The 22194-nt window shown below is 47.6% G+C and carries 21 protein-coding genes, 1 rRNA gene and 1 riboswitch; of the genes, 6 read left to right on the top strand and 16 right to left on the bottom strand.

Going from position 1 to position 22194, the window contains the following annotated elements; all coding sequences use genetic code 11:
* The 5 genes from WH37_RS30135 to WH37_RS30155 form a co-directional block, all read right to left on the bottom strand.
* A 16S ribosomal RNA gene (locus WH37_RS30135) occupies window positions 1-207 on the bottom strand; the annotation flags it as partial.
* A gap of 338 nt (window positions 208-545) precedes the next feature.
* Window positions 546-1640, bottom strand: coding sequence for a GerAB/ArcD/ProY family transporter (locus tag WH37_RS30140; protein ID WP_046234363.1), 1095 nt, complete (start codon window positions 1638-1640; stop codon window positions 546-548).
* A 29-nt stretch (window positions 1641-1669) separates the two neighbouring features.
* Window positions 1670-1918 carry a hypothetical protein gene (locus tag WH37_RS30145; protein WP_046234364.1) on the bottom strand — a complete coding sequence of 83 codons (249 nt, stop codon included), beginning with the start codon at window positions 1916-1918 and terminating at the stop codon, window positions 1670-1672.
* A gap of 5 nt (window positions 1919-1923) precedes the next feature.
* Window positions 1924-3090 (bottom strand): Ger(x)C family spore germination protein, encoded by a 1167-nt coding sequence (locus WH37_RS30150; RefSeq protein WP_052737337.1) that lies wholly within the window; start codon window positions 3088-3090, stop codon window positions 1924-1926.
* 34 nt (window positions 3091-3124) lie between these two features.
* The gene (locus tag WH37_RS30155; RefSeq protein ID WP_082111079.1) at window positions 3125-4699 is read right to left on the bottom strand and encodes a spore germination protein; all 1575 of its coding nucleotides are present in this window, start codon (window positions 4697-4699) and stop codon (window positions 3125-3127) included.
* Between the two features lie 248 nt (window positions 4700-4947).
* Here WH37_RS30155 and WH37_RS30160 point away from each other — a divergent pair, with 248 nt between their 5' ends.
* The 4 genes from WH37_RS30160 to WH37_RS30175 all read left to right on the top strand — a co-directional run bounded on the left by WH37_RS30160 (window position 4948) and on the right by WH37_RS30175 (window position 9606).
* On the top strand, window positions 4948-5361 hold the full coding sequence (locus tag WH37_RS30160; protein WP_052737338.1) for an SDR family NAD(P)-dependent oxidoreductase: 414 nt from the start codon (window positions 4948-4950) through the stop codon (window positions 5359-5361).
* A 431-nt stretch (window positions 5362-5792) separates the two neighbouring features.
* Window positions 5793-7295, top strand: coding sequence for a spore germination protein (locus WH37_RS30165; RefSeq protein ID WP_046234365.1), 1503 nt, complete (start codon window positions 5793-5795; stop codon window positions 7293-7295).
* 18 nt (window positions 7296-7313) lie between these two features.
* Window positions 7314-8477, top strand: coding sequence for a Ger(x)C family spore germination protein (locus WH37_RS30170; RefSeq protein ID WP_046234366.1), 1164 nt, complete (start codon window positions 7314-7316; stop codon window positions 8475-8477).
* Window positions 8478-8505: 28 nt separating this feature from the next.
* Window positions 8506-9606 carry a GerAB/ArcD/ProY family transporter gene (locus WH37_RS30175; RefSeq protein WP_046234367.1) on the top strand — a complete coding sequence of 367 codons (1101 nt, stop codon included), beginning with the start codon at window positions 8506-8508 and terminating at the stop codon, window positions 9604-9606.
* Between the two features lie 587 nt (window positions 9607-10193).
* On the opposite strand, the gene queF is transcribed toward WH37_RS30175, so the two are convergent.
* The 4 genes from queF to queC all read right to left on the bottom strand — a co-directional run bounded on the left by queF (window position 10194) and on the right by queC (window position 12714).
* Window positions 10194-10691: a preQ(1) synthase gene (queF, locus tag WH37_RS30180; protein WP_046234368.1), complete on the bottom strand. Its 498-nt coding sequence runs from the start codon at window positions 10689-10691 to the stop codon at window positions 10194-10196.
* Window positions 10692-10788: 97 nt separating this feature from the next.
* Complete coding sequence (queE, locus tag WH37_RS30185) at window positions 10789-11556, bottom strand: 7-carboxy-7-deazaguanine synthase QueE (RefSeq protein WP_231594436.1); 768 nt, start codon at window positions 11554-11556, stop codon at window positions 10789-10791.
* Entirely contained in the window at window positions 11519-12004 is a 486-nt protein-coding gene (locus WH37_RS30190) for a 6-pyruvoyl trahydropterin synthase family protein (RefSeq protein WP_046234370.1), read from the bottom strand. Before WH37_RS30190 ends, queE begins: the two co-directional genes overlap by 38 nt.
* Window positions 12001-12714, bottom strand: coding sequence for a 7-cyano-7-deazaguanine synthase QueC (gene queC / locus WH37_RS30195; protein WP_046234371.1), 714 nt, complete (start codon window positions 12712-12714; stop codon window positions 12001-12003). Before queC ends, WH37_RS30190 begins: the two co-directional genes overlap by 4 nt.
* 205 nt (window positions 12715-12919) lie before the next feature.
* Window positions 12920-12963, bottom strand: a riboswitch (PreQ1 riboswitch).
* A gap of 201 nt (window positions 12964-13164) precedes the next feature.
* Here queC and WH37_RS30200 point away from each other — a divergent pair.
* Window positions 13165-13959 carry an AIM24 family protein gene (locus tag WH37_RS30200; protein ID WP_046234372.1) on the top strand — a complete coding sequence of 265 codons (795 nt, stop codon included), beginning with the start codon at window positions 13165-13167 and terminating at the stop codon, window positions 13957-13959.
* A gap of 99 nt (window positions 13960-14058) precedes the next feature.
* Here the strand turns inward: WH37_RS30200 and WH37_RS30205 are convergent, their stop codons facing one another.
* From WH37_RS30205 to WH37_RS30235, 7 genes are all read right to left on the bottom strand, one after another.
* Entirely contained in the window at window positions 14059-14466 is a 408-nt protein-coding gene (locus tag WH37_RS30205) for a VOC family protein (protein ID WP_269431357.1), read from the bottom strand.
* A 22-nt stretch (window positions 14467-14488) separates the two neighbouring features.
* Entirely contained in the window at window positions 14489-15214 is a 726-nt protein-coding gene (locus WH37_RS30210) for a nucleoside phosphorylase (protein ID WP_046234373.1), read from the bottom strand.
* Window position 15215: 1 nt separating this feature from the next.
* Window positions 15216-15887, bottom strand: coding sequence for a sulfite oxidase-like oxidoreductase (locus tag WH37_RS30215; protein ID WP_046234374.1), 672 nt, complete (start codon window positions 15885-15887; stop codon window positions 15216-15218).
* Window positions 15888-15931: 44 nt separating this feature from the next.
* Window positions 15932-16855 (bottom strand): ABC transporter permease, encoded by a 924-nt coding sequence (locus WH37_RS30220; protein WP_046234375.1) that lies wholly within the window; start codon window positions 16853-16855, stop codon window positions 15932-15934.
* Between the two features lies 1 nt (window position 16856).
* Window positions 16857-17909 carry an ABC transporter permease gene (locus WH37_RS30225; protein WP_046234376.1) on the bottom strand — a complete coding sequence of 351 codons (1053 nt, stop codon included), beginning with the start codon at window positions 17907-17909 and terminating at the stop codon, window positions 16857-16859.
* A 4-nt stretch (window positions 17910-17913) separates the two neighbouring features.
* On the bottom strand, window positions 17914-19401 hold the full coding sequence (locus WH37_RS30230; RefSeq protein WP_046234377.1) for an ABC transporter ATP-binding protein: 1488 nt from the start codon (window positions 19399-19401) through the stop codon (window positions 17914-17916).
* 72 nt (window positions 19402-19473) lie between these two features.
* Window positions 19474-20544: a BMP family lipoprotein gene (locus WH37_RS30235; protein WP_046234378.1), complete on the bottom strand. Its 1071-nt coding sequence runs from the start codon at window positions 20542-20544 to the stop codon at window positions 19474-19476.
* A gap of 238 nt (window positions 20545-20782) precedes the next feature.
* Here WH37_RS30235 and WH37_RS30240 point away from each other — a divergent pair, with 238 nt between their 5' ends.
* Entirely contained in the window at window positions 20783-22165 is a 1383-nt protein-coding gene (locus tag WH37_RS30240; protein ID WP_046234379.1) for a hypothetical protein, read from the top strand.
* The last annotated feature ends 29 nt before the right edge of the window (window positions 22166-22194 follow it).

The raw sequence follows: 22194 nt of genomic DNA on the forward strand, positions 1-22194 counted from the left end.
CTCCGATCATGCGACCAAGTTGTGTATCCGGTATTAGCATTCGTTTCCGAATGTTATCCCAGTCTTACGAGCAGGTTACCTACGTGTTACTCACCCGTCCGCCGCTAACCAACGTGTTTCCCGAAGGAAACACTTGGTCCGCTCGACTTGCATGTATTAGGCACGCCGCCAGCGTTCGTCCTGAGCCAGGATCAAACTCTCCATTTAGGTGGTGTTTGACTTGCTCATTACATTTTGTATCGCTTTACATCAACCTAAGTTAATGTGGCAGTTTCACTCGTTGTTCAGTTTTCAAAGAACAATTTCTCTTGCTTGTTTCTTGCATCCGAACCGTGTATCTCTCGGCCGGAATTAGAATATACCATGGGTTCCTATACTATTGCAAGTGTTTTTTCAATTTTTTTAAATTAAAAAAGAATTTTACGGACGAAGCTCCTAAAAGAACTACGTTCCTCTGTCCCTTCCAACTCACAGAAAGCAACATTCCTAGCTTGCTACAAGATGATGGAATCCCCCCATTTGCTAGACGCTCTATTCCGGGGCGTTCAGCTTGGCGGCTTTCTAAACAAGGCTACGAGGGTTATTAATAATAGTGGAAAAACAAACGAGACTGACACCCAAAGCGGGTGAACGACCGAAACCAGCTCCGTCCAATCCATATCCGACTTAAATCCAACAAGTATATTCAAAAAAGCAACTAGTGCGAGAGGCATCGCAATTACTTTGTAATTTTTTAACTTAAATAGCTGTGACACATATAGGCTCAGCACGTACAAAGTAATCGTCGCTTTCATATAAGAGCCAGCGATGAGCGACATGCCCATCACTGACTCTATCCTTGAAATGATTTCTTGAACCTCTACCGTTCGAGCAACTTCAAAAAGCGAGTATTTTTTCACCCCGGCGAGCGGCCCGAACATCATTATCGTACAGATAATAGAAATGCATAAAGTGATGATGTTCCAAATTAAACCGATGAACATAGTACGGTTTAGTTCGCCGGATGAGCGTTCACGGACGAAAGGAAGCAGCATGGCGAATAAAAAAATCTCGGCATACGGAAAACCAAAAGAGAAAAATGCGCCGTGCAGCAAAGGCTTAATGCCATGCGGCATTACCGGAATAAGGAAGCCCCAATTATAATTCTCAAGGCTGAGTAGCAGAACCACTGTTACAGAACAGATTACTAGTACTATGATTATGGCAAACATTCTTGCCATGACCTCAATCCCCGCCCGTACGGTCAAAGCTGCTACCATAAGGATGGGCAAGGAAAAGGCGTAGACGGGTGTTCCCCTCATCATTGAGCTTTGCATGAACAGCCCGATATCAAGAACAATTCCAGTCACCATCTGCAAAATAAAGGATAACGGAAGCAAGGAAAGGATCGCGGTCGGCCAAACTCCGATCAGCCTACGGCTGTATTCCACATAAGTTAAGCTCGGATATCTTCGATATAAAAAAAGCATGCAGACCAGTAAACCCATACCGAGTCCCCCTGAAATCAGAAGCGACAGCCATGCGTCGCTTCCTGCTTTCCCAATGAGAGGACTCGGAATGTTAATGATGGAAGATCCAGTCATATAAGTAAAAAAAAGCACACCCATTTGCTTTGGAGAAACGTTCTCCTTTTGTCTCATGCTTAATCACCTCCACTGCAGCAGCATCATCATTTAGGGGGCATCGTCAGCCATTTATCGATTGCCCGGGCTGGATTGGTAAGTAAGACATCAACCAGCTCAAAAAAACCAAAAAAATTCAAATTAGCTACATAGTCAATGCCCATGTAAAACGAAACAAGCAAAATGAAGATATAAGCAGACTTTTCTCTTTTATTCGATTCGTTTTTCAACAGCATTCTGTCATACAGCAGCATTGAGCCGTATACAAGCACCAGAACAATAACGCGTTCTAACACCTTGATTACCTCTCTTCTCCCGACACAGTTGGCCTGCCGATGACCGTTCCGGTCGTTATTAGCTTTAATTTGACATGGATGTCAAAAGGAATGGTCGCAAATTGCTTGTCCCATTCTCCTTTCATTTCTTCCCATTTTTTGAAATGGGATCTGGCAATTTTGTTTCCAATGTCAATGATATCCATTTTATAGGTTTGAAGATCATGAATGGTCGCCAACATTTGCTTCTTGATCTCTTCCTCCATTTTATGCAGGAATTCCGCTTCATCTTTTCTAGTTTTTAATTCCGTACACTTTAACTCCCCGATTGCCCCCTCCGCTTCCGTCTTAACCAAAACGCTTACCTTATCCCCTATTAATCTGGGCTTTAGCTGCGTCCTTAGCTTGAAAATTTCAAATGACTCCGTTTCACTTTTTTTTCCCGGACAGGATAACTCAATAATTCCTGATTTGAATTCATTACGCAGCATCACCAGCCCCTCCACTTTTTTCGAAGATAATACACTTTTCATTTTTCCTTTTTTTAGAAGGGCGAGACCGGCGGCGTTGAACATATCCTTCGCTCTCTTGTCTTCGTACACATAAGTAATAGACGAATCACTTTGTGGACTGTTCATCTGCAACCCCAATTTAAGCAGCGTTGTATCCATTGATTTAGCAGCATTTCTATAGGATACTTGCTTGGTCAACAAAAGCTGCTGACCTATCGTCTGCTCAATGGCTGGCTGCTTTTCCAATATCTTACCCGCTCGCCCTTTCGTGATCATAATCGATATCGTATGCCTTGTCTCATGATCACGGTAAAAAAAATCGATTAGCTTACCAACGTCAGTTGACCTTGCAAGCCTTTCACCAATCAATATAATACGAGTGTGGGTCCAATTGGCTTTTCTCCCCAAATGAAGCGGAATGTCGCGAATCGCTTCAAATACCGAATCATCCTCTGTTTTGATCAGAAGATTTTTGGAATGATTTGACGTTCCCCCATCCCCCCCTTTATCCGCATTCGGGCGATACATTTGGGTTGTCAATTCAAGCCTGCCTCCTTTCCCTTGATCCAGCGCGATTGCCATCACAAAACCAGATTCATCTAATTCCATCTTATTCCAGCATCCCGTAAGGAGCAGAAATGAAGTTAATACGAATATAAAAACCATCCACTTTTTCATCATTTCTCATTCTCTCCGGTTTTTTATTTGCCTTCAGCTACTTCTCTGGATGGGCTATATGCTTTCGCGGTGATTGAAGCATTTTTTTCAACGGCACCCTTACAATAACATCCCGCATTTGATTGAACTGAAACGGAGCGAGCGGTCTCATATAAGGCTGTCCAATCGAACGAAGCTTGCAAAGATGAAGTAAAATGAGCAGAAAGACAATCATTATTCCGAAGCCGCCCATTACGGTCGCCGAAATCATAAGCGGAAACTTTAAAATACGCAGCGCGATCGCAATATTGTATTGGGGAATAGCAAATGAAGCGATACCCGTGAGCGCAACGATAATAACCATGATCGGCGAGGCAATGCCAGCGTTGATGGCTGCTTCGCCAACGACAAGCGCTCCAACAATGCTGACGGCCGAGCCAATCGGCTTAGGCAGCCGAACTCCCGCTTCCCGAAGCAGCTCAAAGAAAAACTCCATAATGAGCGCTTCGAAGAAAGCCGGCAGCGGAATTCCTTCCCGCGTATCAATGATCGTAAGCAGCAGAACGGTAGGGATGAGCTCCGTGTGAAAGGTAGATAATGCAATATATATGCTGGGCAGCGTCAATGCTAATAGAAACGCAATTATTCGAAGCCAGCGGATCATGGTCGAATATACGGTTCTCTGGTAGTAATCCTCGCTGGATTGGAAAAACTCCGTAAATAAGCCAGGGCATAATAAAATGCTTCCCGTTCCCTGAACGAGAACTGCAATTTTGCCCTCCAGCAGAGCCGCCACCGCCACATCAGGACGTTCCGTATACCGATGCTGGGGAAAGGGCGACCAGGTGTCATCCTCTATTATTTGCTCAATATAGGAGGTCTCCAATATTTCCAGATTGGTGATTTGGTCTATTCTGGCTTCAAATTCCTTCAGCAGCTCTGGATCTGCCATACCTTCGATATATCCGTAAACGACCTGGGTTTTGGTTGCTCCACCCGCAGTGAGAGATTCCACCTTGAACTTCGGGGTACTTAAACGCATGCGAAGCAGACCGATGTTTTTTTTCAAGTTTTCGACGGTGCTTTCCCGAGGTCCCTGCACAACCGATTCATTCGCTGGCTCCGAAATCTGCCTCGACTCGACCTCCAACGATTTATAAACCAGAGCCTTGTCCCAATGATTGAAAAAAATAACGATATTGCCGTATGTGATCTGTTCTACCGCATGGTCAAGATTGTCAAGAATATCCGCTTTTTTCTCGGATACCCCGCCATGCTCAAAAAACGTGAAGACATCCTCCGGCTTAATCCCTTCAGCGGGACCGACTTCATAAGTGACGAGATCCTGTAGAGATGCCTTCATATAATTAATAATCTCACCCTGCATAAGTGACTCATAATAAACGGAGCAAGCCGTATGCTGCAGTTCGGGACCATAAGCCCAATGCCTGAATATAATATCAACACTTCTGGAAAATACTTCTTCAAGCTGACGGAGGTTCTCATCCAATTGAGTGAAAATTGGACGCTCTACTTTGTCCGTTGTTTGCTTCTTGCTCGGCTTTGAGCTTCTGCTATCCTGCCTCGTTCCGTTTGTCTGTTGTGATGAATTTCCCGATAAATCCGTACCCATCTACGATCACCTTATTTTCGGTTTATGGTTTAAATTGGAGTTAGTATGGGGCATAACGCAAGGATTTATGCAGGAATTCCTTGCAGCAATGCCACTACCTCGTTGCTATCCAAGAATATACTTGAAATAAACCATTTGATGGAGGAATACAACATGTATCCACACTTCAGTACTGTAACAAAATGTGAGAATTAACCATTGAGTTCCCGCCGCAGTATCAGCCTGAGCAGCCTGGTATCGAATCCATCATGATTCCAAGACCTATTTCTAAAAACCTAAATCATATCGGTACCGGGAAACTACGGGATAAAGTAGCGATTATAACAGGAGGCGACAGCGGCATTGGACGCGCAATCGCTTATCTATTCGCGAAAGAAGGAGCAGACATCGTTATCGTCTATCTCCATGAGCATGGAGATGCTCGGGAAACGGAGGCCAGAATTGGGCATTTGGGCCGAAGATGCTTGACGATTGCTGGGGATAACGGGGATGAAGCCTTCTGCCAGCATGCTGTTCAGCAAACGCTAGCGGCATTTGATCGGATTGATATTTTGATCAACAATGCAGCCGAGCAGCACATCCAGAAAAGTATTGAGCAAATTAGCGCCGAGCAGCTAGAACGTACTTTTCGAACTCCTTCGTATACATTGTTCGCGACATAGATTCTCATACATACTCACATCCTTTGTATGAAATTATATGTTGCCTCTATTCAGCCATATGACTCCTATGACGCGCTTAAATTTATAACTCTAGTCATTTCATGGAAACAGAAAAATAAAGCACCGTCCCTGATAAAGCAACAATAAATAAAAAGGCGACAGCCTTTCCTAAGCTTTTCATCAATCTGCACGTCCCCCCGTTTGCTTTCCATCAATATATACGTAGCATGCTCGCCTGAAGGTAAATTAAACCTTTTTATTATGAAAACCGCTCACTGGAAAGCAAATTTGCGAATGATAGCCTGCCCAAGAGCTCAGTTCCTTAATGTGAATAAACAAGAAAATTATAGGGGAAGTTAACGTCGAGATGGATGATAAGCCCATCCCTACCATCCTCTTCATCATGAGTCAGCTTAACAGGGAGAACCCATATGATAAGAAAACAAGGCATTCCAGGAAAAATCAAGCAAAAGCATAAGGAGCTTGAATATACGACTGAAGTAAATCTGTCTGATAATCTGGACGAAAATAAAGCGGCATTACAGCAAGCCTTTTCCAACTGCGATGATCTCGTTGTTAGGGATCTGCACATATTTGGAGTACTTCCCTGCGTAACGGCATATCTCGATGTATTGGTCGATGACACCTTGTGGGACAATGGTTTGTTAGCCCCTTTAATGCTCCCTGAGAAAATAGAGTCCGATAACCCCGCCCAACTTATCGAACAAATAAAAAACAAATTAGGTTCTGTCGCAAAGCCGGAAATCGCCAGCAATCTGAAAGAAATCGTGCAGCGCATCGTCAAGGGAGATGTCATCCTATTCATAAAGTCGTCCAGTCAGGCACTCCGCTTCAGCATCAAAGATCAATTGCATCGTCAATTAGAGGAGCCTAGCACCGAGGCGGTTATACGAGGTCCGCAGATCGGCTTTATTGAGAAACTCCATATCAATATGGCCTTGATCCGCCAACGAATTCGAACACCGTATCTCAAGATGGAGAAACTAAGCGTAGGGTCGATCTCTCGTGCTGACGTTTCGATTATTTATATTGAAAACAAAGCGCCACAGACGGTGATTGATGATGTAAAACAACGTCTGGCTGGAATCGATATGGAAAGCATTTTGGAGTCTGGTTATATCGAGGAATTGATCAGTGATCATCCCTACTCGCCCTTTCCGGTCATACAGGCAACCCAGAGACCCGATTTGGTTTCGGCATCCCTTATTGAAGGAAAAGTGGCGCTTCTCGTTGACGGATCTCCGTTTGCGTTGATTATGCCTATCACACTCTGGTTTGGCTTCCAGACGGTCGAGGATTACTATATGAATTTTATTTTCGCAACGATGCTGAGATGGCTGAGATATTTATTTGCCTTTCTAGCGTTCGCCCTCCCATCCATCTTTGTGGCAATAACGACCTTTCATCAGGAAATGATTCCGACTAGCTTAACCTTGAGCCTTGCCGCAGCGCGGGAAGTTGTTCCTTTTCCGGCGATGGTGGAAACCTTGATTATGGAGATTACCTTTGAGGCGCTGCGCGAAGCGGGAGTCCGTCTTCCCCGTCCGGTAGGCCAGACGATCAGCATCGTAGGCGCACTTGTCATTGGACAAGCTGCGGTTCAGGCGGGCATCATATCCGCCCCTATTATCATTATTGTCTCCTTGACCGGAATCGCATCCTTTCTCATTCCTCACCCTGGTATGAGTCAAGCGTTCAGCCTTCTTCGTTTTCCGATGGTCATTTGTGCCGGAACCTTTGGTCTTTTCGGGGTGAGCGCCGGCATGATTGCCATATTGATCCATCTGACCAATTTGCATTCCTTTGGTGTTCCTTATTTAACTCCGCTCGCGCCATTCAATCGATCTGGCCTAATGGATGTATTGATCAGAGCACCTTGGCAAATTATGCACAAGCGACAGAATAAACGATAACACGGGAGTTGGAGAAAAATGATCCTGAACCGGATATTTTTTGTGTCTCTTATCAGCTGCCTTGCTTTACTAACTGGCTGCTGGGATCGCAAAGAGATGGACGATCTGGCATTGGTCTTGGCGAGCGGCGTCGATCTGACGGACGAGGGGCAGGTCGAAATAACCCTGCAAATCGCCCTTCCTACCGGAATTCCGAGCTCCCTGCAATCTAGCGGGAAAGCTGCAAACCCCATTGTAGTTCTTTCGGCCGCTGGAAAGGATTCAATAGACGCTTTTGATCAGCTCCAGCAGCAAATGTCTCGTCGGATCAATCTTGGTCACCGTGGGGTAATTGTAATTGGAGAAAAATATGCCCGGCAAGGCTTTGATCGGATTCTTGATACATTGCTCCGTTCGTCGGAAAGCCGATACAACAGCTATATCGTTACAACATATGGCACTACAGCTAAAGAGATCTTAAACTCTCCTTACCAGCTGGAGCTAATACCGGCTATTGGTATCAACAAGCTGCAATACAATGACTACAGCCTGTCCATTCAAATTGATAAATTTATAGACGCGCTTTCTTCTTTCGATAAAGAACCGGTTACCGGTGCAATTCGGGTCACTAAGCATGGCTCCAAACAGCAAGGCTTCATCCTCGATAAGGCTGCCGTATACCGCAGCAATAAATTAGTCGGTTTTCTATCAGGGGACGAACTGAAAGCCTTTCGTTTGCTGACAAGAAAGTTCGATGGCATCCATCTCACCACGCAAATGGAGCCGCCAACAAAAAAGCAAAAAGGCACGATCAGCGTTCAAATGATAAAGGCTGAGACAAATATCCACACCGAATTAAAAAATGGAAAACCGGAAGTTTCGATTTATTTTAAAGCTGTAGCCAAAGTTTTATCCAACGATACGAATATGGATTTGAGCAAAACGATCAACCGCGTTGAAGAACGATTTTCGGAGGATTGCCACAAAGCGATTATGGGCATGCTCTCGCGTACTCAAAAAAAATTTAAAGCTGATATTGTAGGTATTGGACGAGAATTCCACATCCAGCATCCTTATGTCTGGAAAAAAATCAAAAATGATTGGAATATGCGCTATCCTGAGATTTCCATTCAGCTAATAACAGATTTCCGAATCGAACGGGTTGGGAGAACACAGGCCCCCGCGCAGCTTCAGGAAAATTAATCAACCAAGTGGAAGAGGAGGGTTAGGGATGAAAATAACCGGTTTACAAGTTTTCTGGATGATCACCATTATGGATTTGGGCATGACATTAATCATGACGCTCTCACCAAGCATGCAGTCCGCCAAGCAGGATGTATGGATTTCTATGCTTTTTGCCGGATGCCTCATTCTGCTGGTCACTTTTTTCGTGACAAATGTAACGGTTCTTTACCCTGAGAAGGATTTAATCCAGCTCAGTCACACCATTTTAGGGAAATGGATCGGTAAAGTCGTTGTGCTCATCTATTTGGTCCAATGGTATACCATTACCCCGATCGTTCTCCGCCAATTTGTTGATGTCATTCAGATTATGATTCTCCCAGAGACGCCAAAAGCAGCGGTTATGCTCATCATGCTTCTCCTAATCGTATATACAACCCACTCAGGAGGTATCGTATCTATCGCCCGCTGCAGCGAAATTCTCGGACCGATTATTATATTAATGGTCCTCCTTGCCATGGCCGCAAGTTTTAATAACATAGACTTGAAATATCTGCTGCCGGTATATGCGGACAGCGGGATAGGCGGAATTGCAAAGGGGACGTTAGCTCCTGCCTCCTACCTTGGACATTCCGTTGAATACCTCATGCTTGCGTCCTTTTTGTATCAACCGCGTAAAGGAGCGCCCTATGCCTATTGGGGAGTAATCACCGCCGCTTTTTTTGCGCTGATTGCGATGCTGATGGCTACTATCACGCTAGGAGTCAATATCCTTCCTAAAATGTGGTATCCTTTTTTCGAAATGTCACGAAAAATATCCCTATTTGGTTTCATTGAAAATTTTGATCCGCTTTCGATCGTAATTTGGGTTGCCAGCGTGTTCATTAAATTAGCCATTTATTTGTTCATTTCAAGCTATGGAACCGCTCAATTTTTGAAGATCAAAAACTGGAAGGTCATGATTTGGCTTATCGCCCCGGTGATAATGGTATTTGCTTATTTCCCAACAAATGTATCTGAGGCTACTTCTAATTATTTAATGAATTACTGGGTGCCTTTTGCGCTGCCTGTCAACATGATTGCACTGCCTTTGCTTTTACTTATCGTAGGGAAAATAAAACAGAAGAAAAGCAAGTCCGTTTCTCATTGAATCGGTTGTTTTCTATAGGGAATTCACATATATCTCGATATGAAAGGAATTTATACAGGAAAGATGGGAACCTTGATGGCAGCGATATGGGCAAACGAGGAAGACCCTACCCGCCTTATGCCGGTTTCTGTCTGGAAACGCAGCATGATCCGGATTCTCCTAACGAGCCGGACTTCCCCAGCACAGAGCTGCTTCCGGTTCACCTTTACAGGCTACCAGAGAATTTCAACGATACTATTGGGTATACGGTATGTAATCGCGTTTTATTGAGCAAGCATTGAGCTATCCGGATAAAAAAATTGGCCCTGCATCACCAGTTGGTAACGCAGGGCCAGCTCTTCGCTGCATGCACCGATTAAACAGGCATGAGCACAATGCCTACTCTATTAGCGTTCTACTTTTTGGACGCTTTCTTAGAAGCTTTCGCTTTCGAAATATAGCTGTTGCCACGGCTACCGTGACTTCCACGGCTGCGGCGGCTTTTATGGCAGGAATCCTTGCTCGCATCTCCTTTTCTCATGGATAATAATATACGAGAATGGGTCATGCTTTGCTTGTGTTAGCGCCTTGCGAGACAGCTCACCCTACTAGCGGTTATCTATTTTTTCCGGGTATAGATCATGGTTCATCAGACGATTTTCCGCCATCTGCTCATATTTGGTACCCGGTTTGCCATAGTTGCAATAAGGGTCAATGGAGATGCCGCCGCGCGGCGTAAACTTGCCCCATACCTCAATATAGCGGGGGTCCATCAGCTTGATCAGATCGTTCATTATAATGTTTACACAGTCCTCGTGGAAATCTCCGTGATTACGGAAGCTGAATAAATACAGCTTGAGCGACTTGCTTTCTACCATTTTCACATCGGGAACATAGGAAATATAAATCGTAGCAAAATCCGGCTGACCCGTCATCGGGCAAAGGCTCGTAAACTCCGGACAGTTAAACTTCACAAAATAATCCCGGTACGGATGCTTGTTGTCAAAGGACTCCAAAATTTCCGGTGAATATTCAAACGTATACGCCGTTCCCTGATTGCCAAGCAGGCTGATCCCCTGCAGCTCTCCCTCTTTTCTTCCACTCATCGTTGTTCGCTCCTTCTCTTATCACTCATCGCAAACCTACTATTTATAAACACTTCTATACCATTCACAGTGAAAAATAAAGCGATACGCCGCTAGGCTAAACGCCGCGTTTGTTGCCCCACACCCAGGCGTGCAGCTGAGGCAGCACCCTTACCTGATTCATATCGCTGCGTACCATAACACGCTCAATTAGCCATTCATATCGTTCCACGAGCTTATCTCGCAGCTTGCCATTATCGCCTTCGGCGAGGTCATCATTACCCGCTTGGACGAAAAAAAGCACCCCCGGATAACGCGCGTGGACACTCGCCGCATACGCCAGATCAGCGTCGTCAAATACGACGACCTTCAGGCTAAAGCTGCGATTCGCCGCCGACAGCTGGTGAACAATCTCGTCGAGCATTTCCCAGCTCGTGTCCATGCCGGAGCTCGGCGGCTTGGGCGACAAGGTCAGCTCGTCAATGTCGAGCAGCCAGTCCTGCCATTTGCTGCCCTGCGTTTCCAGCGCAACCTGGATGCCTGCGGCATGCAGCCCCTGCACCAGCTCGCCCGCATGGCGAAGCAGCGCCGGATTGCCGCCGGACAGCGTCACATGCGAAAACGCTTCTCCGCCGACAGCATGCAGCTCCGATATAATTTCCGCTGCGGTCAGCATGCGGATGTCATCCTTGCCTGTGCCGTCCCATGTAAAGGCAGAATCGCACCAAGCACAGCTGTAGTCGCAGCCAGCCGTGCGGACGAACATCGTTTTTTGCCCGATGACCATGCCTTCCCCCTGCACAGTCGGCCCAAAAATTTCCATAACTGGGATACGCGCTTCGGCCTGCTTAAGCATCGGGAGCAGCCGCCTTATTTTGAGCTTCATTAGCCGCTAACTGCTGATCCGTCTTTTTGGGGCGGTAAATGACGTAGCTCGTTGGCGTTTCGCGCAAATACACTTGGACACAGCGCGGCTTGTTCGCCAGCTGATCCAAATAATTTTGCGTAATTTCATAGATGGTGCGCGCAACGACTTCCGTTGTCGGAAAGTAATCCGCGCTTTGCGCATGGAAATGCTCGTTATCATCATTTAAATACGTATGGTCAAAGCGGTCATGAATGAGCCGCTTAATGAGTGCAAAATTGACCAGAAAACCGGATGCATCCAGCTCATCGCCAGCGATCGTAACATTGGCGAAATACGTATGCCCGTGGACTTGCGCACATTTGCCTGCATCTGCGCTCGGAATGCTGTGCGCGGCGGCAAAATGCATATCTTTATTCAGCTCATAGCTGTAAGGATGTGAAACGGAAGGGTAAATTTGCTGAATCACTCTGCCACATCCTCCTTGCGGGAAGACAAATACTGCTGGAGGCCCTGCGATCTGAGCTTGCATGCCGGGCATTCGCCGCAGCCATCTGCGATGATGCCATTGTAGCAGGTCAGCGTCTTGTTTCTGACGAAATCGAAGGCGCCCAGCTCATCGGCAAGCTGCCAAGTTTGTGCTTTATTCAGCCACATTAAAGGGGTCTCAATGACGAACGGGTAGTCCATCGCGAGATTAAGTGTCACATTCGTTGATTTTATAAAGATGTCGCGGCAGTCGGGATAGCCGCTGAAATCGGTCTCGCATACACCGGTTACGACCGTGTGTGCGCCAATCTGCTTGGCAAGTATCGCTGCGAACGATAGAAACAGCAAATTACGGCCATCTACGAATGTCGTCGGCAGGCCGCCTTCTTTTTGCTCAATCGCAATATCGTCCCTGGTCAGCGCATTTGGAGCCAGCTGATTAAGCAGTGACATATCTAGCACATGATGCTTGACGCCGAGCTCCTCTGCAATTTGTGCTGCGGAGTCCAGCTCCAGCTTGTGGCGCTGACCGTAATTGAACGTCACAGCCTCCACTACGTCATAACGCTTTAGCGCCCAAAATAAACAGGTCGTACTGTCCTGCCCTCCGCTAAATACGACGACGGCTTTTTTCACCGCTTGTCCGCCTGATGCTGCTTGATTCTGTTGCGCTTTCTGTGTTGCTGTCATCTTTCATTCTCCTCTCTTCGATGCCGGCGAGAGCCGGAGCATGCAGAGAGATCCTTCGAACATTTTGCCCATAAAACAAGGTGAAACGGCTGTCGCCATCCTCTGGTGGCAAAGCTACCGTTTCAAAGGTGAAATATAAGAGTGTATAAAGGTGAAACTTATACCTTCTTATATTTTAAAAAACGGAATTCATCCTGCCATTCCATTTTCCTTAGTTTTTTATAGAGGGAGTTCGCGAACCTCTCCTGTCGTGATGCGCCGCCATGGCGTTCATTCCAGACTTTATATTTTCATACCTCTCGTACTATAGCACAGCTGCAGGCCGCTGAACAAGGGAAGTCGCTCGGCTCATACAAGGAAAGTGAGACTTTTTGTCGAATACATGAGGGAAAGGAAATACTTCACCTTCATCATCCAATAAAATGCATGCAACAGGAGGAAGATGCGTCAATGGCTTTTAAATTAAATAATGTTAAAGAAAACAAAAACGTCTTCATTCAAGATCAAATGGGCGGATTCAGCATTTTGGAATACAAAGAGGATCTCAGCTCCACAAACGCCATGGAAGCACAAGCGAACTATTTTATGAATCAAAGCAATATGCGCAAAAAACAGCTGATGATTGAGCTCAGCAACAATGAAATTATGATGAGCGCAGGAGCCATGCAGTATATGATCGGAAATATTGAAATGAATTCCGGCATTAAAGGCGTCGGCGGACTGATGCGAAATTTAGTCGCTGGAGCAGTATCCGGCACGACCGCCGTCAAACCCGTATACAAAGGGACGGGCACGATTATGCTGGAGCCGACCTATCGCTATTTGTGGCTCATTGACGTGGACAATGACCATATCGTTATCGAGGACGGTCTATTTTTAGCTTGCCACTCGACACTCGAATTAAGCGTAAGCGCACGCAAAACGCTCTCCTCAGCCGCGCTTGGCGGCGAAGGGCTGTTTAATTTAAGCGTTAGAGGAAAAGGCGTGCTCGCTGTGGAAGCGCCGATTCCTTCAGAAGAAGCTGTTGTTGTCGAGCTGCAAAATGATGTGCTTAAGGTAGACGGCAACTTTGCTTTGATGTGGTCAAGCTCCCTTGATTTCACTGTAGAAAAATCAGGAAAATCGCTTTTAGGCTCCGCTGCTTCGGGCGAAGGTCTCGTTAACGTATACAGAGGAACTGGCCTAGTGTGGCTAGCGCCGCTTACCGATTACAAACCGATACCTCAAGCAGGTGCCAGACGCTAATCCGCAATCCAAACAAATTAGCCTTATCGAATACGCAATCACACAAAAAAGACCGCTCTCCCCTTCACAAGGGAAAGCGGTCTTTCGTATTAACGCATATTAGCGCACAGGCAAGTTCAACTGCCACGACACGCCATATTTGTCCTCCAGCCAGCCGAACAGAGCGCTAACGGGCGATGGCGACAAAGGCATCAATACTTTGCCTTCTTCCGCCAGCCTCGCGAAAGCCCGCTCCATTTCCGCCTCGCTATTGCAATTTACGAATAAGGAAAGCGCGGGAGTAAAGGCATGTGGATGCGAATCGCTGAACTGGTTGTCAATGCACATCACCTGCTGGCCTTTTATTGAAAAAATAGCATGCAGCACCTTAGGGTTGGCGCCAGGCTCGCTTTCCGGATAATACTTTGTGCTTACAATGTCAGCATCCTCGAACGCGGAAACATATAGCTTCATCGCCTCGTCAGCTTGTCCCGAAAACATTAAAAACGCAAATACGTTCTGTTCCACTTGCCTTTCACTCCCTTTCCATTTATGCGCTTGCCAGTTTCACGACCGCGTTCAAAGCAGCAGCAATTTCCCGTTCGATCGCTTCCGCTACAACGTTCGTATGCGGATCATATTCTTGCGCCAAATCTGCATCGGCGTAGCCATCCAAAGCGACGATCGCTCCGGCGCGTGCGCCGCGCAGCGTTGCAATGATATAAAGTGCAGCGATTTCCATCTCGACCGCAAGCGCCCCAGCCTGCTTGTACTGCTTATGCGGAATGTCCACGACTCCTGTAAAGAAAGCATCGAGCGTGACGGTAATGCCCTTTTTCACAATGCCGCCTTCCGCCACAGCTGCCGCATAAAGGGCACTGCTTACTTCATGATCGGCAACCGCTGGAAAGCCTTCCGGCACCAGCTGCCGCGTCAAGCCGTCTGCGCGAACCGCAGCCGTGCTTACAACAAGGCTGCCGGCCGGATAATCAGCCGAATAGGAGCCCGCTGTCCCGACGCGAATTAGCGTAGTAACGCCGCCCTTGATCAGCTCCTCAAAGCATACGGCCGCACCAGGCGAGCCTACGCCATGGCTGACTACCGCTAGGCGTACTCCCTTGTAGGTTCCAACGAAGCTGCGGTATTCGCGGCTGAATGCCAGCTCACGCTTTTCATCCAAATGCCTTGCAATGGTCTCGGCGCGTTTCGGATCGCCGCAAACGATAGCAATAGCGGGCAAATCCTCTGTATTCACTTGTAAAATCGGCAGCAGCAAGTTAATCCCACTCCTTTTTATGCCATTCATCTTCTGGCAGCCCTAAATCTTCTCCCGAGAAGCGCTGCTCCTCAAACGGATCAGCGTAATTATGGAAGCCATTGCGCTCCCAGAAGCCCGGACGGTCTTCCGTCATAAATTCAAAGCCGCGAATCCATTTCGCGCTTTTCCAGAAATACAAATGCGGCACTACGAGGCGCAGCGGCCAGCCATGCTTCGGCGTCAGCTGCTCGCCATCATAGCTATGAGCGAGCAAAACATCCTCCCGCAATAAATCTTCAAGCGGCAGATTCGTTTCATAATCCTGATCGGCATGAATCATCACATATTTGGTCTCCGGCTTCACGCCAAGCAGCGGCAGCAAATCCTTGAATTTGACGCCTTCCCACTTCGTATCCAGCTTCGACCAGCGGGTCACGCAATGAATATCGCTTACTTGCGTCGTTTGCGGCATGGCCATCAGCTGCTCATAGGAAAACACCGTTTCCTTCTCGACAGCTCCGCTGATTGTCAGCGTCCATTCCGCCATATTATATTCGGGCACTTCATTCTCATGCAAAATCGGAAAACGCTCCGTCAGCGCTTGTCCAGACGGAACCCGGTGAGCGATTTCGGCAGCAACTTCAATATGCCGAACCGGCGCTTTTTTCAAACGTTCAGCTTTACTGATCATGATGGATCAAACCTCCTTCAATTATGCGGCTTGCAGCAGCGACCCTAGCGCGAGCTTTCGTTCGCCTTGCGCGCTTCCGCCAAATAGCTTTTATCCTTGAAGAAAAACATCGCAATAATCGTCACTACATAAGGCAGCATCATTGTAAAATGGACCGGCAGCGCATAGCCCTGAAGCCGGGTGCTGAGCGCATCCATAAACCCAAATAACAAGCTCGCGCCCGCAACGCCAAGCGGATTGGACTGGCCGAGCATCGTCGCAACTAGCGCGATAAAGCCGCGGCCTGCGGTCATGCCCTCGGTAAACATCGTTACTTGACCAAGCGACAGCTGCGCTCCAGCTAGCCCGCACAATACGCCGCACATCAGAACGGCTCCGTACTGGATATGCGTCACTTTGATGCCAAGGCTTCTCGCGGCAACCGGATTTTGTCCAGCGGCAAGCAAGCGGAAGCCCGAAACGGTCTTAAATAAATAATACTGCAAACAAGCGACGAGAGCGATCGATAAATAGACGAGCGGAGAATGACCGGAAACGACATCTCCCACCCAGGGAATGTCCTTAATGAGCGGAATATCCCACTTGGGCAAGCCGACCATGCTTTTATCGTAATAAGCGCCTTTGACATTAAAGATCGCCCGCAAGGAAAATGTCGTCAGCCCAAGAGCGAGAAAGTTAAGCGAAATCCCGACGACGATGACGTTCGCCTTCAAATGAATGGCCATATAGGCAAGCAATAAGGAGAACACGAGCACACAGACGATAGCGAACAGCACGGCGAGCCATACACTGCCCGTCAAATGGTTGCCGACAATCGCCGAGAAGGCGCCAATAAGAATAAGCCCTTCCAAACCGACGTTAAACAGGCCGACCCGCGCGCATAACGCACCGCCGAGCGCTGCAAGCAAAATCGGCGTAATCATGCGGAGTGTCGAAGCGAACAGGGAAACATCAAACAGCTGATCCACCTTAAGCCCCCGCTTTCTTCTTTTTCTTAAAGAACGAATAAGTAAACTTTGCGGAAATAAACAAAATAAGTACGGCCTGAATAATGCTTGATACTTCCAACGGCACATCGGTATTGCGCTCGACACCCATGCCGCCAGTTTGCAGCGCGGCCAGCAATATGGCAGCGAGCGCGGTGCCTAGCGGATTCGATCCGGCTAGCAGCGTCGCCATAATGCCTGACCAGGCGTACCCAGGTGAAGTAAGTGCGCCATCCAAATAGCGGTATTGCGTGCCCAGCACCTCTCCGGCTCCGGCAAGACCAGCAAAGCCACCGCTGACGAACATGCTGTACAGCATCAGTCTTCCGCGATTAACGCCGCCGTAGCTCGCGAATAGCGGATTGCCGCCCATCATCCGGATCTCGTAGCCTTTAACCATATAACGCATAAACCAGGCAAGCGCTATAGCCCCAATCAGCGCGAACAGAAATCCTGCATGCAGGCTCATCCCTTGAAACAGCTTTGGCAGCCACACGCTCTTGTCCACCATAACCGTCTGCGCCATAGCGGCCGAGCCAGATCTGTCCATCAATGGGTAGGAAACGACATAACCGGCAAATAAGGATGCTATATAATTGAGCAATAAGGTCGTAATCAATAAGTTCATGCGAAACCGGGCATCCAGCCATCCGGCAAAAGCAGACCATAGTCCGCCAGCAATTACGCCGGCCAGCAGTGCTGCGACAAGCTTAAACCAAGCTGGACCCGGCAAATAAATCGCGGTCACCGCGGCGCTTAGCGCGCCGAGCACCATTTGTCCTTCGGAGCCCATATTGAAAAAGCCTGCGCGGAAGGCGAGCGCCACCCCAAGCCCAATCAGCATAATAGGTGTAGCGCGGCTTAATGTATTAGTGAAAAAATAAAAACTGCCGAAGGCGCCCTTCCACATCTCGGCGTATGTCTCGGTTACAGACCCGCCTACAATCGCAATGGCGATAGCGCCCGCTCCGAGACCGACAACGATGGCGAGAAGCGGCTGCAATAATGCCCTGAGTATTCCCTTTAGCTTGTCCACCCGTTTATCCTCCCGCCATTAAAAGACTAATTTCTTCTTCCGTAGCCGTTAAGCCCGGCAGCTCGCCAACGATCCGGCCTTCATTCATAACGAGCACGCGGTCGGACAGCTTTAGTATTTCCGTCAGCTCCGAGGACACGAGCAAAATCGCTCCACCATCAGCCCGCCGCTTCAACAGCTCGCCATGAATAATTTCCATCGCGCCGATATCGACGCCACGGGTAGGCTCCGCCGCAATTAGAAATGGTGTTTCCTGGGCAAGCTCCCGCGCCACAATCAGCTTCTGCAAATTGCCTCCCGATAAATATTGCGCCTTCGTATGAATCGAACCTGTCTTAATGCCAAAATGCTCGACCCAGCCGCTTACGAGCTGGCGAATAGCAGCGCCGCGCAGCACGCCTCCGCGCTGATAGCGGCGGGCATGACCCATTAGGCCATTTTCCAGCACCGTAGCGTCCTTGGCCACTCCCCATTGATAGCGGTCCTCCGGTATATGAGCAAGCCCTTGCTCACGAATGCTGCGCACAGACTTGCCCGTAACATCTCTGCCTCTCAGCAAAGCTTTGCCAGAATCGACAGGGGCAAGTCCCGAAATCGCCTGCAGCAGCTCCGATTGCCCATTGCCGGAAATACCGGCGATGCCGACAATTTCTCCGGCGTGAACGCTGAGACTCACTTGATCAAGCTTCGGCTTCCCATGCTCGCCTTTTATCGTAAGCTGCACCGCTTCCAGCACCTTCTCGCCTCTAGCCGGAGCCTCTTTATGCAAATCCAGCAGCTCGCGGCCAACCATCATCCGCGACAGCTCCTCAATACTCGTATCTGCCGCATTAACCATACCGCTAAGCTTGCCGTCGCGCAGCACCGTAATGCGATCAGCTACATCCATAATTTCCTGCAGCTTATGGCTGATCAGAATGAAGCTTTTGCCTTGTGCGGCCAGCCGCTTGATCGCAATAAGCAGCTCCTTGACCTCAAGAGGAGTCAATACTGCCGTCGGCTCGTCCAAAATAATGATTTCTGCTCCTTGATGCAGCACCTTCAATATTTCTACGCGCTGCTGCAAGCCTAGCGAGCAATCCTCCACCTTTTTCCACGGATCAACCGGCATGCCGTAAGAAGTTCCCAATTGCTCTGTTATAAGTGCAGCTTGTTTACGGTCGAAGCGCGCTGTTTTGGCAGGCTCACGGCCGATAACGATATTTTCAGAAATGGTGAACGTCGGAAAAAGCATAAAATGCTGATGCACCATGCCGATTTTACTGTTAATAGCATCCGATGGACTATGAAACGCCACCTGTTTACCGTTCACAACGATGCTGCCAGAAGTTGGCGTCTCCATGCCGTACAATATGCGCATCAATGTCGTTTTTCCAGCGCCATTTTCTCCGACCAGCGCATGAATTTCCCCTTTACGCAGCGAAAAATCCACTTCGCTATTGGCCTTTAGCGCTCCGTAGGATTTTGTAATCTTATTCATTTGCAGCAGCATGCGGGCAGCTCTCCTCTCACAATAAACCAACAACAAGCAAACCGGCTGCCCGCTGGCAGCCGGTGCTTCTTCTTATTTCGCCGCTGGAAGCTCCACGACGATTTTGCCTGAAATGATATCATCGGCAATGGCTTTCACTTTTGTAACCGCATCTTCGCCAACAAATGGGCTAAGTGCTGATTTGCTGTCTTGTGTAACGAATGTAAGACCTACACCTTTTTCCTTCAAGCCGTAGTCAGTCGCTGTAAAGTCGAATTGGTCGTTTGCGAATGCTTTAACCGTTTCATAGGCTACTGCATCTGTACCTTTCAATTGGGAAAGGACGATATGCTCAGGATCAAGCTCCGTACGGTCAATATCTTGACCGGAAGCGTATAAGCCTTTTTCCTTCGCTGCTTCAAATACGCCAAGATCGCCAACAGCCGACATGCCCGCTACGAAATCTGCACCTTGGGAATATTGCAGCAGCGCAAGCTCCTTGCCTTTTGCTGAATCCGTAAAGTTTCCTACATAGTTAATCAAAAATTTTGCGTCCGGGTTTGTGTTTTTAAGCCCTTGCTCAAAGCCCGATGTGTATTTCTTAAGCAGCGGTGTATCCATCGCTACTACTGCGCCTACTACATTCGTTTTAGTGGAAAGGCCAGCAGCTGCGCCAAGCAGGTAAGCTGCTTCCTGCTCACGGAACACGACGCTGCGAACGTTAGGCTGATCAACAATTGTATCAATAATAGCGAATGGCTTGTCCGGATTTTCAGGAGCTACCTTATTAAGTGCATCTTCCGCTTGGAAAGTTGCTGTAATAATCAGATCGTAATTGTCTGCTACCGCTGCGCGCAGGTTTTGCTCGAATGCAGCAGGGTCAGTCGACTCAATCGTTTTCACTTCTACATTAAAATCTTTGCCGGCTCTTTTGAAGCCTTCATCCATCGATGCGAAAAACGGGTTAACGCCGATTTGCTCAGGAAGCACGAGCGCTACGCGTTTTTGCTTTTCATTTTCAGGAGAAGCTGCAGCTGTTCCAGCGTTAGTAGCCGTGCCAGCATTCGTGCCGCTGCTGCTATTGTTCTTTCCATTCGAGCCGCAAGCCGCCAGTATAACGACAACCATCAATAATGATAATGTTAACGCCAGTGTCTTTTTCATTTGTGTACGTTTCTCTCCCTTAAAATAGCTTGTATTTTTCTCTTTATCCTAGTAAGCTTATCGGATTTTGTCAATAGCGAATATTCGACAAAACTCTCGTTTATTCTACATGATTTTCATGAAAGTTAGTTATAAAAATACGATGTTGACACAAAATTGTAACAATGCTAGTATAATCGTACTATTCCGAGTTATTTAATATACTTTGGAAAATAATATCCAATACCGGAGGGAATTTATGAGCACAAAATATCCTGCACTAACCAGATCCTTATTGTCCGCATCTCTGGCCTTATCCATCGCTTTATCATCGGCTGTCCCTACTTATGCAGCTACTTCTACTACAACAGCAACAAGTGCAGCAACAACTGCCGCTTCATCCGAAGCCAAGCTGTTCCTCAAAGAGAAGTTCGGTATAACCTTCACCACCAGCACGATTACAAAAGGACAGTTCATTCAAGCCGTAGCCGATGCGCTTAAGCTGGAGCAGCCGGAGGAGCTTCCTGCCTTCACTGATCTGACTGAGACCAGCCCTTATTATGCTGCAGCAGCTGCCCTTCATAAACAAGGCATTCTCACTTCAACAACCGTAAACGCTGAGCAAAAATTGACAGCAGCTTCCGCTTTGTACATCGCCGTTAAAGCAGCAGGACTACAAGAGCTAGCCCATACATACCCACAGGCGAAAATTACAGCTGGACTAAAGAAGCTGAATATTCCGGCTTCCTCTCTCGGAACAGCGGCAGCACAAGAGCTTGCCGCAGCCGTTGATACGGGCTTGCTGCCAGCCTCCCAGTACAATGCCATTAAAGGCAAAGGGCTGACGCCGCAGCTTGCCGAAACGCTGATCGTGCAAATTCTTTCCTTTAAAGGAGAATACAAGCATTATATCGGCAACATCAACGATAGCACCATTTATGCCCAATTGCATGATGCTTTCAAAACATCCAATATTATTCAAGCACTCGAGCTGCAAACGATTGTAGATACGGCGCTCAAAAATAATTTGGTGACGGGCTACAACTTGAAGGACGCGCGTTTTGACGCCAACTTCACGCCATCCCTATCCCTCAATTATGGACACAGCGACCTGCTGCATGTCATCCAGCTTATTGGGCTGCTGCGCAGCGAAGGCATTGACGCCAAAGTTCAGCTTGAGCCTAAAACGTCTGCTTACATCTTCATGAAGGAATGGGGCGAGCCGCCAACAAAGGATACTGAAAATTATAAAGTTGTCCAAATCGAAAACGGCAATTATATTACGTATGCGAAGGAATTCGATATCGCCTTTGAATTCAACAATGCAGCGGATAAAGCGCGCTTCCAGCCTATTATTTTGCAATATGCGAAAAAAGACAAAGCCGATCAGCCTGGCCTGATCTATGGCTCATGGTTCCAGCCGCTTTATTATTCATCAACCAAGCTTGATGAATACGAGGTCATTACGAACAATAAAATTACGGGCAGCGGCTATTATTATGCCCAGTCCTTCTCGCTGAATGATCAGTCGAAAAACATTGTAGAGGGCTTCCGCAAGCTTGATCCGGCAGTCAACATTAATTCCTATACGTTTTGGGTAGATAAACCATTCCATAACTACTTGAATGGCGAAGGACTGTAAGCTTAATACTGAACCAGCTGGTCATAAAA

It is taken from the genome of Paenibacillus algorifonticola (genome assembly GCF_000971975.1).
GTDB lineage: Bacteria > Bacillota > Bacilli > Paenibacillales > Paenibacillaceae > Pristimantibacillus > Pristimantibacillus algorifonticola.

Excerpts from the sequence above, each read along its gene's own strand:
- WH37_RS30140 (WP_046234363.1), bottom strand. The coding sequence starts at position 1,640 with ATGAGACAAAAGGAGAACGTTTCTCCAAAGCAAATGGGTGTGCTTTTT.
- WH37_RS30150 (WP_052737337.1), bottom strand. The coding sequence starts at position 3,090 with ATGATGAAAAAGTGGATGGTTTTTATATTCGTATTAACTTCATTTCTG.
- WH37_RS30155 (WP_082111079.1), bottom strand. The coding sequence starts at position 4,699 with ATGGGTACGGATTTATCGGGAAATTCATCACAACAGACAAACGGAACG.
- WH37_RS30160 (WP_052737338.1), top strand. The coding sequence starts at position 4,948 with ATGATTCCAAGACCTATTTCTAAAAACCTAAATCATATCGGTACCGGG.
- WH37_RS30165 (WP_046234365.1), top strand. The coding sequence starts at position 5,793 with ATGATAAGAAAACAAGGCATTCCAGGAAAAATCAAGCAAAAGCATAAG.
- WH37_RS30170 (WP_046234366.1), top strand. The coding sequence starts at position 7,314 with ATGATCCTGAACCGGATATTTTTTGTGTCTCTTATCAGCTGCCTTGCT.
- WH37_RS30175 (WP_046234367.1), top strand. The coding sequence starts at position 8,506 with ATGAAAATAACCGGTTTACAAGTTTTCTGGATGATCACCATTATGGAT.
- queF (WP_046234368.1), bottom strand. The coding sequence starts at position 10,691 with ATGAGTGGAAGAAAAGAGGGAGAGCTGCAGGGGATCAGCCTGCTTGGC.
- queE (WP_231594436.1), bottom strand. The coding sequence starts at position 11,556 with ATGAAGCTCAAAATAAGGCGGCTGCTCCCGATGCTTAAGCAGGCCGAA.
- queC (WP_046234371.1), bottom strand. The coding sequence starts at position 12,714 with ATGACAGCAACACAGAAAGCGCAACAGAATCAAGCAGCATCAGGCGGA.
- WH37_RS30200 (WP_046234372.1), top strand. The coding sequence starts at position 13,165 with ATGGCTTTTAAATTAAATAATGTTAAAGAAAACAAAAACGTCTTCATT.
- WH37_RS30215 (WP_046234374.1), bottom strand. The coding sequence starts at position 15,887 with ATGATCAGTAAAGCTGAACGTTTGAAAAAAGCGCCGGTTCGGCATATT.
- WH37_RS30230 (WP_046234377.1), bottom strand. The coding sequence starts at position 19,401 with ATGCTGCTGCAAATGAATAAGATTACAAAATCCTACGGAGCGCTAAAG.
- WH37_RS30235 (WP_046234378.1), bottom strand. The coding sequence starts at position 20,544 with ATGAAAAAGACACTGGCGTTAACATTATCATTATTGATGGTTGTCGTT.
- WH37_RS30240 (WP_046234379.1), top strand. The coding sequence starts at position 20,783 with ATGAGCACAAAATATCCTGCACTAACCAGATCCTTATTGTCCGCATCT.